Origin of the sequence: Pararhizobium sp. PWRC1-1, assembly GCF_049897905.1 — a bacterium.
Classification (GTDB): Bacteria; Pseudomonadota; Alphaproteobacteria; order Rhizobiales; family Rhizobiaceae; genus Pararhizobium.
In genome coordinates, this window is the sequence record NZ_JAFCXE010000012.1 from 75,968 (window position 1) to 88,882 (window position 12,915).

A 12,915-nucleotide genomic window follows, 5' to 3' on the forward strand; every position below is an offset into this window, starting at 1 on the left:
GGAAGATTGTTATGAAGGCTGATATCCATCCCGCTTACCACATGATCAAAGTCGTCATGACGGACGGCACCTCGTACGAAACCCGCTCGACTTGGGGTACGGAAGGCCAGACCATGAACCTCGAGATCGACCCGACGTCGCACCCGGCATGGACCGGCGGCAACCAGCAGATGCTGGACCGCGGCGGCCGCGTTTCCAAGTTCAAGAAGCGCTTCGAAGGCCTCGGCCTCTAAGCTTCCTGCTGGAAGATATTGTCGAGAAAGCCCGGTTTTTCCGGGCTTTTTTGCGTTCGGGTTGCGCGGTCTTTCGCCTTGTCATGACGCTTTGCCGAATGCCTCCTTGTAGGCGGCGGGCGTGGTGGACAGATGCTTGCGGAAGTGATGGCGGAGTGTCGCAGTCGTTCCGAAACCGGCGATCTCGGCCACCGTCTCGACGGAAACATTCGACGTCTCCAGCAAATCCCGTGCACGCGACAGCCGTTCGGCCAGCAGCCAGCGCGCCGGTGTCACGCCTGTTGCCGCCTCAAAGCGCCGCAGGAACGTGCGTGTGCTCATGCCTGCGCGCATTGCCAGCGCCTCGACCGAATGGTCGCCGCCCAGGTTCGCGCGCATATGATCCAGCAGCGGTCCGAGCCGGCTGCTCTCGTGGGGCTTTGGGACCGCCTGCGCGATGAATTGGGCCTGGCCGCCATCGCGGTGCGGTGGAACGACCAGCCGGCGGGCGACTGTATTGGCGGCTGCCGTGCCGAAGTCGCGGCGGATCAGGTGCAGGCAGAGATCAAGACCGGCGGCGCTGCCTGCGGATGTCAGGACATTGCCCTCGTCGACATAAAGCACGTCGGGCGTCACCAGAATGTCGGGATATCGCTGTTTCAGGGTTTCCGTGTAGCGCCAATGCGTCGTCGCACGTTTTCCGGAAAGAAGCCCGGCGGCGGCAAGAACGAAGACGCCCGAGCAGATCGATAGAATGCGGGCGCCACGGTCATGCGCCTTGTTCAGCGCATCGCACAGATCGTCAGGCACCGGCGTCTCGACCCCGCGCCAGCCGGGAACGATGATCGTATCGGCCTCTGACTGAAGCTCCAGCCCGCCATCGACTACAAACCGCACGCCGCCTGTCGCGCGCATTTCACCATCGTCGATCCCGGCAACGGAAAAGCGATACCAGTCCGGCCCCATCTCCGGCCGCGACAGGCCGAAAACCTCGACCGCCACGCCGAACTCGAACGTGCACAGACCATCATAGGCAATGGCAACGACGAGGGAATTGCGGCTGGGCGGGGCTTGAAGCGTATTTGGCATGATATTGAGCATATATGGCGATAGTGCCATCTGCAACTCCGCCCGGATGTGGTCTAGGAATTGGCCTGTCATCGCAACGGAGGCCAAAATGAGTTTCGTAACCGACTATCCCGCCGCATCGTCCGATGCCGTTATCGATCACTTCCTGAAGCGCCTCTCGGTGGAGACCGATTGTGCCGATGTGGCGTCTGCCTTGACCTCCGGCGAGCAGGACTTTGTCCTTCTGCACGTCGTCGGTTCGCCTGACGCCTATGCGCGCCGCCATGTTCCGGGCGCACTGCACCTGCCGCACCGTGAAATGACGCATGAGCGCATGGCGGATTGGCCGGAAGGTACGCTGTTCGTTGCCTATTGTGCCGGCCCACACTGCAACGGGGCGGACCAGGCTGCGCTCAAGCTTGCGCGCCTCGGGCGGCCGGTGAAGATCATGATTGGCGGCATCACGGGTTGGGCCGATGAGGGGTTGCCCTTCGCATCGGGCTCGGAACCGGGCGTTTTTCCCAAGACGGCGGCATGAGCGTCAGCCGGGCAGAGTTAAATCAGTAGTGTTGACTAATCAATTAGTGTTTGCTATTTGTTTATCATGATCGAAGCCGCCAATATCACCACTGTCCTGCGAACTCTTGCCGACCCGACGCGCCGCGCCGTATTCGAGCGCGTCGCCGGTTCAGACGAAATATCCGTGGTCGAACTAACGCGCGGCAGCGGCGTGACGCAAGGGGCCATCTCGCAGCACCTCAAGTCGTTGAAGCAGGCGGGTCTGGTCGTCGAGCGGCCGGAAGGCCGCAATGTCTATTATCGGGCCCGGCCGGAGGGTCTCGAGCCGCTGGCCGACTGGATGGGCCATTATGGCGCGTTCTGGCGCGACCGCTTTGCCAATCTCAGAACCCTGCTCAAGGAGATCGATCCATGACCGGTGCCGCATTGAAATCCGATACTCAGGACATCGTGGTGGACGAGGTGTTTCCGCATGCGCCCGAGACGATCTGGAAGGCGCTAACATACGGCGACCTGATTGCCCGCTGGTTGATGGCCCCGACGGGATTTGCGGCGGTCGAGGGAACGCACTTCACCTATCAGACGACACCATCAGGCGAATGGGACGGGGTCATCCATTGTCAGGTGCTGCAGGTGATTCCCAATCAACGCCTGGCCTATGCCTGGAAAGGCGGGCACGCGGGCAATTCCGGCTACGGCTCGCCGCTCGATACCGTCGTGACCTGGGTGCTGACCAAGGTCGAAGGCGGCACGCGCGTCCGGCTTGTCCATTCCGGCTTCGTGCTTCCGAGGAATGACGTTGCCTACCAGAACATGAGCAATGGCTGGAAAAAGGTCGTCCGAAACCTGGACGCGGTTGCGGCCGAGCAGGAGGGGACGAAGTCCCTGCATTGACGATACCCCGTGCGGACCTGCTTGCTGAAGCCGGCCGTGCTCAGCTCGCGTCGTCACTGAAATCATAACGCTGCTGCCAACTGAGGTTCCGGTCTACCCGCATACGTCGCGGGCGAGCCCGTGCGCGGGCACTATTTGCTTTCAACCGCATCTTGAGGAGAAGAGAGATGAGCACAGCTTTTAAGGGTGGATGTGCCTGCGGCGCGATCCGTTACGAAATTACTGCGGAACCGATTTTCATGAACGAGTGCCAGTGCCGGGATTGCCAGCACAGGAGCGGCACCGGACACGGTTCTTACCTGACATTCGCCGGCCGAAAGGATGTGAAGCTTGAAGGGGAGGCGAGAGAGTGGGAAGTTGCTGGCGATAGCGGCGGCATCAAGCGTCACGCCTTTTGTCCCACATGCGGATCGCCGGTCTATATGACCTTTGCGGCAATGCCGGATCTGTTCACGGTGCACGCTGCCAGCCTTGACGATCCCAGCCGGTACAAACCGCAAGCGGTGACTTACCATGTGCGCGGCTATGCCTGGGACCAGCTTGATCCGGATCTGCCGAAATTCGACAGGATGCCGCCAGCATAAGGATAAGGTGTCTGCTTTGCACCGGAAGCGTCAATGGTGCTTCCCTCACGGCGCAACCGCCGCTAGAGTTCCCATTAGCGTCACAAAGCTGACGGGGATGGGATAAGCATGAAGATCATGATTGCGGAGTTCGCTGCGGCGGCCTTCGTTCTGTTTGCCCGCGCGATCACCGCGGTTCGCGCCATCTGGCCGGAGCATGGACTGCCGTCGCGGCCATGCGTCTATTTTGCCAATCATTCCAGCCATGGCGATTTTGTCCTGGTCTGGGCGGTGCTGCCGCCGCGGCTGCGAAAACAGGCGAGGCCAGTGGCCGGTGCCGAGTATTGGCTGAAATCCAAGGTCAGCACGTTCATCGGCCATGATGTCTTCAACGCTGTGCTGATCGAGCGCGAACGGGAAAACCGGACGCAGGACCCGATCGCGCTGATGACCACGGCGATCGACGAAGGCTCGTCGCTGATCCTCTTTCCCGAGGGCACGCGGAACCAGACGGATGCACGGCTGCTCCCTTTCAAGAGCGGCCTCTTTCATCTGGTCTCGGCACGGCCGGACGTCGATCTCGTGCCTGTGTGGATCAACAATCTCAACCGCGTCATGCCGAAGGGCGAGATCGTGCCGATCCCGCTGATCTGCACCGTCACCTTCGGCGAAGCCCTGCGCATCGCGCCCAACGAGGGCAAGGACGCCTTTCTTGAGCGAACGCAGGCAGCCCTTCTGGCCTTGGCTCCTAAACCTCTGGGAAGCGGCGAATGAATACGGCAAGCTCCGACCTTCTGACCTTGGTTTTCGGTATTTTCGGCGTCCTGATCCTTGCCTCGGCAATCGGCTATGGGCTGCAGCGGCGCTTTGCCGTCACTGGGCCGAATGCCGCGGTTGATAATCTCAATGCCCGCATCAAGGCCTGGTGGGTGATGGTCATCCTGATCGGCATCGCTTTCATCGCTGGCCGTGTCGGGGTGCTCGTTCTCTTCGCCTTCTGCTCCTTTGCGGCCCTGCGCGAGTTCGTCACCCTGATCAACACCCGCCGCGCCGATCACTGGGCGCTGGCCTCGGCCTTCTTCGTCGTCCTGCCGATCCAGTATTATCGGCTCTGGGCGGAAGAGTACGGCATCTTCGCCATCTTCATTCCGGTCTATGCCTTCCTGTTGATGCCGATCATCTCCGTGCTGAGGGGCGATACCGAGCGGTTCCTCATCCGCATTGCCGAAGTGCAGTGGGCGCTGATGATCTGCGTTTTCTGCGCCTCGCATGTGCCGGCGCTGCTGACGCTGACCATTCCCGGCTATGAAGGGCGCAACGTGCTTCTGATCGCCTTCCTGGTGATCGTCGTGCAGTTGAGCGATGTGCTGCAATATGTCTGGGGCAAGCTGTTCGGGCGCACCAAGATCGCTCCGAACCTGTCACCGTCGAAGACGGTCGAGGGCTTTGTCGGCGGCGTGATCAGCGCCACTCTGATCGGCGCCTCGCTGTGGTGGATCACGCCCTTTACGCCGTTCCAAGCGGGCGTCCTTGCCTTCATCATTACCATCATGGGGTTCTTCGGTGGGTTGGTGATGTCGGCGGTCAAGCGCGATCGCGGCGTCAAGGACTGGGGCAATCTGATCGAGGGCCATGGCGGGCTGATCGACCGGCTGGATTCCGTCGTCTTCTCGGCGCCGATCTTCTTCCACATCGTGCGCTACTGGTGGTCGCTGTCGTGACGGCAACGTTTAGGCGATTGGCAGGCAGCGGCACGGTGCATGTCCTGTTCGCCTTTCTGGCGATGGGCGGCTGGGCCGTCTTTGCCAATCGTGGTCATGCCATGCCGCAGCCGCTCTATTCGGGGCTTCTGCAGGGCGCGTTGTCGGCTTGCCTGACGCTGTTCCTGAAATCCGTCATCGACGCCCTGTCCAGGCGCTTTACCGGCGCCGTACGGTTTTGGGCGCCGCCACTGATCGCATGCCTGGGTTCGGCAAGCCTACTCACGGCGCTGCATGCGCTGATCGGCACGCCCGAAATCGCCAAAACCATCGCGGTGCCATTGCTGGTCTCGACCAGCTATGCGGCGATCTACAATTATTCGGTTTCCAGAAGAAGAGGTGCGCGATCATGACCGAGACAGGCGACCGGCGGCCGCTGGCAAGCCGCAACACCCGATGGGCCGGAACCATCGCCCGGTGGCTGGCAGCACGGGCGATTACGCCCAACCAGATTTCTCAAGCCAGTATGGTGGCGGCAGCTTTGGCCGGTGGCGCATTTGTGCTGGCCGGGCAGAGCACGGGCGGCTTGCGGATACTCTGCCTGCTTTTGGCGATCCTGTTTTGCCAGCTTCGGCTGCTCTGCAACCTGTTCGACGGCATGGTGGCCGTCGAAGGAGGCAAGGGGGCGCCGGACGGGCCGTTCTGGAACGAGTTTCCCGATCGCGTCGCCGATCTCCTGATCTTTGCCAGTGTCGGCTATGGCATCGGCATGCCGGGCCTCGGCTGGGCCGCCGGTGCCTTTGCCGTCCTCACAGCCTATGTCCGCGAACTCGGCCGTGCCACCGGGCAGCCAAGCGATTTTTCAGGTCCGATGGCCAAGCAGCACCGGATGGCGGCCATCACGGCGGCTGCTGCCATCTCTATTCTGGAACCGATGTGGAACGGTGACAATCAGGTGCTGATGGTGGCGCTGTGGATCGTTGCCATTGGGGCAGCACTCACGGCAGCTCGTCGTGGCCGGACATTGGTCCTTCGTCTGAAAGGCGCGCTCTAACATTAGACCCTGCAAGCATCGTCTAAGAACAAAAAACCCGGCTCAATGGCCGGGTTTGACGTATCTGGTTGCCTGTTGGCTTCGGGATCAGTTGGTACCGAAGGCGGTCTGCAGCAGGTTGAGCTGTGCCTTGACGCCGTTCTGGTTGTCCGGAAGGAAGTTCTGGGCTTCCTGCGGGCGGTAGATTTCGCGGTCGAGCAGGGCGACGCGGTTCTGCAGGCGCAACGAGCGGTCGATCAGATCGCGAAAGCCGTCCGGAAGGTCGTTCCAGCCCGGTGCGGTGCGATCGACATTGAAGCTGTCGAGCCGAACCTTGTTCTTTTCCGACAGCACCTGTTCGCGGTTCATCTCGCCATTGTTGACGGCGCGCTGCAACAGAAGCCAGGACGCCATCTGCATCAGGCGGGTGGTGAGGCGCATCGATTCGGCTGCATAGAGCACCGACGCCATGCGCGGCAGCACCTTGGATGCGGTGCGGCCGGGGCCGTCGAGATAGCTTGCCGTTTCTTCAACCAGGCCCATGCCTTCAGCGTACAGCACCTTGAACTGCGCCGAAGATGCAGCATGCCCCGCGAAGCTCACAGTATTCAATCCCCGTTCGGACATGGTTTGATTCCCTGGTTAAACGCATCGACTTGGTCAGGTAACGGACGGGTTAACGAAAAGTTTCCTGCCGCCCGTTTGATAGCTTGAACATGATCCCATAGCGCATTCCGCGCAAGCCTATTCTTAAGAAAGGGTTAATCTCCACAATTCTCTGCAAGTTGTGGAAAAAAAGACAAAAAAAGAGCCGCAAAAGCGGCTCTCAAGGTAAAACAGGGAGAAAAATCAGACCATTCGCCAATGGTGAAATGTCTGAGTCCAGAGCGATCCGGATGCCTCAGTAATACATTATAATACTTAATGATGTGTTTCGACGGCCAGAATCAGGGCGAAATGTTGCCTTGTTTTCAATGGCTGGGCGCCCTGACGTTTCCTTCGGAATGGAAAACTACTAACGAAAGAAGCTTTCGGCCGCCGATTTGCTTGCCGACTTTCTTTCCCGCTCTGCTTCCAGCCGCTTGATCTCCTGTTTTAGTAAATCGACGCGCAAGGAAAGTTCGTCGGCCGATAGCAATGCGAGATCTGAACCGATCTCATGGGCCAGCTGTTTCTTCGGGCGATCATCATCAAACAGGCTCATTGCGGCTTCCTCTCCGGCTCCTCGCCATTCGGTTCCTCTTCGAACGGAGCTGCCCGCGGCGACAGTTGCAGGCTCTCGGGCGTTGTCAGCGTGCCCGGATTGATCGTCGAATAGGCATCGCGTTCGGACGCTGGTACGGCGGCGCGCATGCGGCTGCGGAAGATCGCGTAAGCGGTGATCAGTACATGGGCGCAAGCGGTGATCATGAACAGGCCGTAGGGGCCGGTGACGGTCATGATCGGGCCGCCGATGGTCGGGCCGATGATCGTGCCGATGCCGTAAAGCAGAAGCAGCCCGCCGGAGATCTTGACGAAATCCTCGGGCGTCGCAAAGTCGTTGGCATGCGAAACGGCGATCGGATAGAGCGCGTTGGCCGTCGCGCCGTAGATGCCAACGAGGGTGATCAGCATGATCACATGGGTTGGTTCGATCAGAAAGATCAGCGTGCCGGCGACGGCCGCGACGGCGGCGAGCGCTGCCAGAACATAGCGGCGGTCGATCATGTCCGAGAGCCGGCCTGCGGGAAACTGCATCACCGCCCCGGCAAAGATCGTCGTACTCATCATCAGCGCGACATTGCTGTCGGTGAGCCCGACCTGGCGGCCGAACACGGCGCCGAGCGTACCGTAGGCACCGTTGGCGATACCGACGAGCAGGATGCCGAGGAAGGAGATCGGCGAATTGCGATAGAGGCCGCGCAGGTCGAGGCTCACCTGTTTCAACGGCTGCGGCGAGGCTGCGGTCGAAAGCAGCGTCGGCAGCATTGCCAGGCAATAGACGATGCCGCAGATCATGAAGAATGTCGTCGCCCCGGTGTCGCCGAACGGGATCATCAACTGGCCGCCGACGACGCCCATCAGCGTGATGGCGATGTAGAGCGAGAAGATCGCGCCGCGGCTTTCATTGGTGGCGCGCTCGTTCAGCCAGCTTTCGATGATCATCGATGTGCCGGCGGTCGAAAAGCCGGTAAAGGCGCGCAGCACCACCCACCAGATCGGATCGACCAGAAGGCCGGTCAACAGGGCGATGATGGCGAGAAGGGCGGCAAAGCCGCTGAAGGCGCGCACATGGCCGGCGCGCTTGACGATCGTCGGGGCAAGCAGGCAGCCGAGCACGAAGCCGCTGGCCCAGGAGGTGCCCAGCAGACCAAGCAAGGTGGTCGAATATCCTTCCGTCGTGCCGCGCACCGGCAAAAGCAGGCTGTGCAGGCCGTTCCCAAGGAAGAGAAACAGCGTTCCAAGCAGAAGTGCGGCGACAGGAAGAAGGTTTTTTCGCATGTGAAATCCGCTGGTTCCCGGGCTCCGACAAAACTAAGGCCATGCCTGCGCAATTGCCAGCCGGAATTTTTCATTGAGTGACAATGCAAAAGACGCTCTAACCCAGATCGCGCGCAAAAGTGACGCGCGTGTGACGGGCCGTAAGCGTCCCTAAGCTCTTTTCAACAAATGAGAAAACAATGTCGAAAGCGTTAACGGTCATCCTGCTTTTGGCAATGCTGATCCAGGTGTTGAAGCCACTCAACCTGCCCGGGCTGCGCCGGCGCAGTGATTTCTGGAAGATCGCCGTATTTGCGATCGCGGTGATGATGATAACGGTGCTGATCCGGCCCTAGAGAAGGATAGAGCCGCTCATGACTGCGGCGCATTGTCCGGCGATCCGGACACTCTGAACCTGCCCGTTCGATTTCACGGCAGTCACGCCGATCACGCTTCTGCGCGCCATCTCGACGCCCTGTTCGATGGTGATCTCGACAATGGCGTCCGTGTCCGGCACCACCGAGGTCAATAACGCGCCCAGAGCACCGGAGGCGCTGCCGGTGGCCGGATCTTCGATGACGTTATCGAGCGGCGCAAACATCCGGGCGCGCAAAGCCCACGGGTTTTCTGGCTGGCGCACATAGAGAAACAGGGCAAACTGACCGTCTTCCGGTGAGTAACGCCGCCCGGCCTCGGCAAAGGCTGCGGTGTTCGGGCAGGCCTTGCCAAGTGTTTCGAGATCGGCCAGTTCGGCGACCGCGAAGGGAAGGCCGACAGAGGCGATAACGGGGGCGTGTGTCGCAAGCGAAATCGCTGCTACCTCGATCGAGGTGCAGCGGGCAATGGTTTCGCTGTCGACTTGCGGCCCGAGTGACAGCGGTTGAGGCGCGAAAATGCCCGCGCCTATCACGTGTCCTTCAGCATCACGTGTCAATGCCGCCTCGACGAGGCCGGCCTTCTCCTCGAACCGAAGCACATCGCCAGCCGGTCGGCCGAATATTTCGTTCTGGCGGCCAAGCACGAAGGCCGTGCCGACATTGGGATGACCGGCAAACGGGATTTCCATGGCCGGGGTGAATATCCGGACCTGTGCCGTGTTGGCGCGATCTTGCGGCGGCAGTAAGAAGGTGACTTCGGAATAGCGGAATTCGGCGGCGATATTCTGCATCTGCGCATCGGTGAGACCGCGTGCATCGGGGATGACCGCAAGCTGGTTGCCGGAAAACCGTTCGCTGGTGAAGACATCGACGGTGACATAGGCAACGCTGTTCATGATGATTTCCCTTGGCCAGGCTGATCCGCGTGTCAGGGATAGCGCGAGGCGGAGATCATGCGAACACGATTTTTGTCACCCAGACAATCGAAAGAACATCATGTGCTTTGCACTATAGGAAAAGCCCGGCAGCTTGCGCGAACCGGGCTTCCTCTCCTCCGTAACTGTGACGTTACGCGGCTTTTTCGAGTTCTTTCTTCCAGCCGCCCTTGGCAGCAAGGCTGCACATCTCGGCGCGGTGGCTGAAGGCGCGCTGGCCGGCGGCGACGTTTTCCGGCTTGCCACTCCAGGCGGCCAGTGCCTCGGTCTGCAATGCGCGGCCATAGGAGAAGGTCATGCCCCAGGGCAGGTCGTAGCCGGCCTTCATGGCGGAGAGATGCGCCGTTGCTTCCTCGGTAGTTTGGCCGCCGGAAAGGAAGGCGATGCCCGGAACAGCTGACGGTACGGTGCGCTTCAGAACCTTGACGGTGCGCTCGGCGACTTCGGCGACCGAGGCTTTGCGGGCCTTCTTGCCGTCGATGACCATGCTCGGCTTCAGGATCATGCCTTCGAGGCTGACGCGCGCGTCGCTCAGTTCTTCGAAGACGATGCGTAGCGTCTCTTCGGTGATTTCTTCCGCACGGTCGATCGAATGATTGCCCGGAGCACCGTCCATCAGCACTTCCGGCTCGACGATTGGCACGATCCCGGCTTCCTGGCAAAGAGCGGCGTAGCGGGCGAGCGCCTGCGCATTGGCCTTGATGGCGCCGAAGCTCGGCAGCACATCGGAGACCGAGATCACGCCGCGCCATTTTGCAAAGCGGGCACCGGCGTCATAATAGGTCTTCAAGCGGGCGGCGAGGCCATCGAGGCCTTCGGTGATCGTCTCGCCCGGAAACTTTGCCATCGGCTTGGCGCCGGTATCGACCTTGATGCCGGGAACGGCACCAGCGGCGCGGATGATGTCGACGAGCGGGGTACCGTCGGCTGCCTTCTGGAACAGGGTTTCCTCATAAAGGATGACGCCGGAAATATAGGCCTTCATTGCGTCGTCGGCGCGAAACAGCATCTCGCGGTAGTCGCGGCGCGATGTTTCCGTCGATGTCAGGCTGATCGTCTCGAAGCGCTTGCCGATCGTCGCGGTGGATTCGTCGGCTGCCAGCAGACCCTTGCCGGTGGCGACCATGGCGGCTGCAATGTCTTCCAGTCTTTCGCTCATATGCGTTCTCCTGATTGTCCTGATGGATCGCGGATAGCAGAAGAATACGGCAAGGAAAACGGAAGTTAAATTGTTTAAAACGATTAAAATAAATTTAATCGTTTGAAAGATTGGGATTATTTTTGCGCTGCATTCAAAAGTGGGTGCGATGCAACGAAAAACCCCCGGCAAGGGCCGGGGGTTGAAAAGACGATTGGTGTTTGTTCAAGCGCTTGCGTCTACTTCTGCTGGTGCAGAATATCGACGCCCGGCAGCGGCTTGCCTTCCATCCATTCGAGGAATGCACCGCCGGCGGTGGAGACGTATGTCAGGTCATCGGCAACACCGGCATGGTTCATTGCCGAAACCGTATCACCGCCACCGGCGACCGAAACGAGAGCGCCGCTCTTGGTACGGCTTGCCGCATGTTTGGCAACGGCGACCGTTGCCTTGTCGAACGGGGCGATTTCGAATGCGCCGAGCGGGCCGTTCCAGACCAGCGTTTCGGCCTTGCTCACCCATTCGTTGACGGCGGCGATCGATTTCGGTCCGACGTCGAGCACCATGGCATCGGCCGGGATCGCTTCGATATCGACGACTTCATTGTCGGCACCAGCCTTGAACTCGCGGGCAATGATGCCGTCGACCGGCAGAACGATGGCGCAACCGGCCGTCGCTGCTTCGATCATGATCTGCTTGGCGGTCTCGGCGAGGTCATGCTCGCACAGCGACTTGCCGACATTGGTGCCGCGGGCGGCGATGAAGGTATTGGCCATGCCGCCGCCGATGACGAGGGCATCGACCTTCTTGACCAGGTTCAGCAACAGGTCGATCTTGGTGGAGACCTTGGCGCCGCCGACGATGGCGACGACCGGGCGCTTCGGATTGCCAAGGCCCTTTTCCAGCGCCTCAAGCTCGGCCTGCATGGTGCGGCCGGCATAGGCGGGCAGCAGGCGGGCAAGGCCTTCGGTCGAGGAATGGGCACGGTGCGCGGCGGAGAAGGCATCATTGACATAAATGTCGCCATTGGCGGCCAGCGCCTTGGTGAACTCGGCATCGTTCTTTTCCTCACCCTTGTGGAAGCGGGTGTTTTCAAGCAGCAGCACGTCGCCGTCATTCATGCCGGCAATGGCTGCCGCGGCCTTTTCGCCGATGCAATCGGCAGCGAAGTGAACGCGCTGGTCGAGAATGTCTTCGACGGCAGGCGCAATCAGCGACAGCGACATGTCGGCGACCGGCTCGCCCTTCGGGCGGCCGAAATGGGCGAGAAGGATGACCTTGGCGCCTTTTTCGGAGAGTTCGCGGATGGTCGGAATGATGCGTTCGATGCGGGTCGCGTCCGCCACCTGACCGTCCTTGACCGGTACATTGAGATCGACGCGCACGAGCACGCGCTTGCCGGCGATATCGGTGAGGTCGTTGAGGGTCTTGAAAGTCATGGATGGTCTCCGGTCATAGTCTCTTGAAAATGGTGGGATAGTCCATCACCAGCCCGTCCTCGTCCACCGGCAGTTCGGCGGTGAAGGAGCGGTCCTCGGCCTCGTATCGATACAGCCGGTCGTCTTCGAGGCATGTATAGTTCTGGCCGTCGGGAAAAGGCTCGAACGTATCGAAGGGCACAAAGAGCATGGTGAGCTTGGCTTTGCCATCCGTCGGCTTCAGGCCAAGGCGGCGGATCGGCAGGGTATTGGTGAAGGGCGTTCCGGCTAGATCGATATCGATACATCCGTCGAAGGCGGGAAGATGGGTGCCACTCGCAGCGCGCCAGTGTCCCTTGCCGTCGGATGTCATGGCGAGCCGTCGGCCATCGGTCGTATCGATGCCGAAGGACATCACGGTCCAGGCCGCATCGCAGTCTATGGTGTAGCGAACGCCGTAGGGGCGGCCGCCGCGTTCGCCGATCAGGACACTGGAGGCGCGGATCCCCGCCCCGGAAGGTCCGATCGTCAGGTGTTCGAGCCCTTCCCCTTCGAGCGGACGCCAGCGTACCGTCTTGAGGGAAGGGCGCCGAAACAT

At 60.7% G+C, this 12,915-nt stretch carries 18 protein-coding genes; 10 read left to right on the forward strand and 8 right to left on the reverse strand.

The window, feature by feature from the left end; genetic code table 11:
• Window positions 1-11: 11 nt before the first annotated feature.
• Window positions 12-233: a 50S ribosomal protein L31 gene (gene rpmE / locus ACP7E0_RS18865; RefSeq protein WP_113317115.1), complete on the forward strand. Its 222-nt coding sequence runs from the start codon at window positions 12-14 to the stop codon at window positions 231-233.
• An 81-nt stretch (window positions 234-314) separates the two neighbouring features.
• Here rpmE and ftrA read toward each other — a convergent pair whose 3' ends face one another.
• Window positions 315-1,331 carry a transcriptional regulator FtrA gene (gene ftrA, locus ACP7E0_RS18870; protein WP_426126815.1) on the reverse strand — a complete coding sequence of 339 codons (1,017 nt, stop codon included), beginning with the start codon at window positions 1,329-1,331 and terminating at the stop codon, window positions 315-317.
• A gap of 58 nt (window positions 1,332-1,389) precedes the next feature.
• Between ftrA and ACP7E0_RS18875 the strand changes: the two genes are divergently transcribed.
• The 8 genes from ACP7E0_RS18875 (at window position 1,390) to ACP7E0_RS18910 (ending at window position 6,010) form a co-directional block, all read left to right on the forward strand.
• Window positions 1,390-1,818: a rhodanese-like domain-containing protein gene (locus ACP7E0_RS18875; RefSeq protein ID WP_426126817.1), complete on the forward strand. Its 429-nt coding sequence runs from the start codon at window positions 1,390-1,392 to the stop codon at window positions 1,816-1,818.
• Window positions 1,819-1,884: 66 nt separating this feature from the next.
• Window positions 1,885-2,214, forward strand: a complete 330-nt coding sequence (locus ACP7E0_RS18880; protein ID WP_426127034.1) for an ArsR/SmtB family transcription factor — start codon at window positions 1,885-1,887, stop codon at window positions 2,212-2,214.
• Window positions 2,211-2,693 carry an SRPBCC family protein gene (locus ACP7E0_RS18885; RefSeq protein WP_426126819.1) on the forward strand — a complete coding sequence of 161 codons (483 nt, stop codon included), beginning with the start codon at window positions 2,211-2,213 and terminating at the stop codon, window positions 2,691-2,693. The genes ACP7E0_RS18880 and ACP7E0_RS18885 overlap by 4 nt, the downstream gene beginning before the upstream one ends.
• 167 nt (window positions 2,694-2,860) lie before the next feature.
• Window positions 2,861-3,277 carry a GFA family protein gene (locus ACP7E0_RS18890; RefSeq protein ID WP_426126820.1) on the forward strand — a complete coding sequence of 139 codons (417 nt, stop codon included), beginning with the start codon at window positions 2,861-2,863 and terminating at the stop codon, window positions 3,275-3,277.
• 108 nt (window positions 3,278-3,385) lie between these two features.
• The gene (locus tag ACP7E0_RS18895) at window positions 3,386-4,030 is read left to right on the forward strand and encodes a lysophospholipid acyltransferase family protein (RefSeq protein ID WP_426126822.1); all 645 of its coding nucleotides are present in this window, start codon (window positions 3,386-3,388) and stop codon (window positions 4,028-4,030) included.
• The gene (locus ACP7E0_RS18900) at window positions 4,027-4,977 is read left to right on the forward strand and encodes a phosphatidate cytidylyltransferase (RefSeq protein WP_426126824.1); all 951 of its coding nucleotides are present in this window, start codon (window positions 4,027-4,029) and stop codon (window positions 4,975-4,977) included. The genes ACP7E0_RS18895 and ACP7E0_RS18900 overlap by 4 nt, the downstream gene beginning before the upstream one ends.
• Window positions 4,974-5,369 (forward strand): hypothetical protein, encoded by a 396-nt coding sequence (locus tag ACP7E0_RS18905; protein ID WP_426126825.1) that lies wholly within the window; start codon window positions 4,974-4,976, stop codon window positions 5,367-5,369. The genes ACP7E0_RS18900 and ACP7E0_RS18905 overlap by 4 nt, the downstream gene beginning before the upstream one ends.
• The gene (locus tag ACP7E0_RS18910; protein WP_426126827.1) at window positions 5,366-6,010 is read left to right on the forward strand and encodes a CDP-alcohol phosphatidyltransferase family protein; all 645 of its coding nucleotides are present in this window, start codon (window positions 5,366-5,368) and stop codon (window positions 6,008-6,010) included. Before ACP7E0_RS18905 ends, ACP7E0_RS18910 begins: the two co-directional genes overlap by 4 nt.
• A gap of 87 nt (window positions 6,011-6,097) precedes the next feature.
• Here the strand turns inward: ACP7E0_RS18910 and ACP7E0_RS18915 are convergent, their stop codons facing one another.
• The 3 genes from ACP7E0_RS18915 to ACP7E0_RS18925 form a co-directional block, all read right to left on the reverse strand.
• Window positions 6,098-6,616, reverse strand: coding sequence for a DUF1465 family protein (locus tag ACP7E0_RS18915; RefSeq protein ID WP_426126829.1), 519 nt, complete (start codon window positions 6,614-6,616; stop codon window positions 6,098-6,100).
• A gap of 388 nt (window positions 6,617-7,004) precedes the next feature.
• Window positions 7,005-7,193: a DUF1192 domain-containing protein gene (locus ACP7E0_RS18920; protein WP_426126830.1), complete on the reverse strand. Its 189-nt coding sequence runs from the start codon at window positions 7,191-7,193 to the stop codon at window positions 7,005-7,007.
• Window positions 7,190-8,470, reverse strand: coding sequence for an MFS transporter (locus ACP7E0_RS18925; RefSeq protein ID WP_426126832.1), 1,281 nt, complete (start codon window positions 8,468-8,470; stop codon window positions 7,190-7,192). Before ACP7E0_RS18925 ends, ACP7E0_RS18920 begins: the two co-directional genes overlap by 4 nt.
• Before the next feature lie 179 nt (window positions 8,471-8,649).
• On the opposite strand from ACP7E0_RS18925, the gene ACP7E0_RS18930 reads away from it, so the two are divergent.
• Window positions 8,650-8,805, forward strand: coding sequence for a hypothetical protein (locus tag ACP7E0_RS18930; RefSeq protein WP_113242012.1), 156 nt, complete (start codon window positions 8,650-8,652; stop codon window positions 8,803-8,805).
• Here the strand turns inward: ACP7E0_RS18930 and ACP7E0_RS18935 are convergent.
• The 4 genes from ACP7E0_RS18935 to ACP7E0_RS18950 all read right to left on the reverse strand — a co-directional run bounded on the left by ACP7E0_RS18935 (window position 8,802) and on the right by ACP7E0_RS18950 (window position 12,915).
• Window positions 8,802-9,722 (reverse strand): PhzF family phenazine biosynthesis protein, encoded by a 921-nt coding sequence (locus ACP7E0_RS18935; RefSeq protein WP_426126834.1) that lies wholly within the window; start codon window positions 9,720-9,722, stop codon window positions 8,802-8,804. The genes ACP7E0_RS18930 and ACP7E0_RS18935 overlap by 4 nt on opposite strands.
• 172 nt (window positions 9,723-9,894) lie before the next feature.
• Entirely contained in the window at window positions 9,895-10,920 is a 1,026-nt protein-coding gene (locus ACP7E0_RS18940) for a class I fructose-bisphosphate aldolase (RefSeq protein ID WP_426126835.1), read from the reverse strand.
• A gap of 218 nt (window positions 10,921-11,138) precedes the next feature.
• A complete protein-coding gene (locus ACP7E0_RS18945) occupies window positions 11,139-12,338 on the reverse strand; it encodes a phosphoglycerate kinase (RefSeq protein WP_426126837.1) in 1,200 nt (399 codons plus the stop codon).
• A gap of 13 nt (window positions 12,339-12,351) precedes the next feature.
• The gene (locus ACP7E0_RS18950) at window positions 12,352-12,915 is read right to left on the reverse strand and encodes a putative glycolipid-binding domain-containing protein (protein WP_426126839.1); all 564 of its coding nucleotides are present in this window, start codon (window positions 12,913-12,915) and stop codon (window positions 12,352-12,354) included.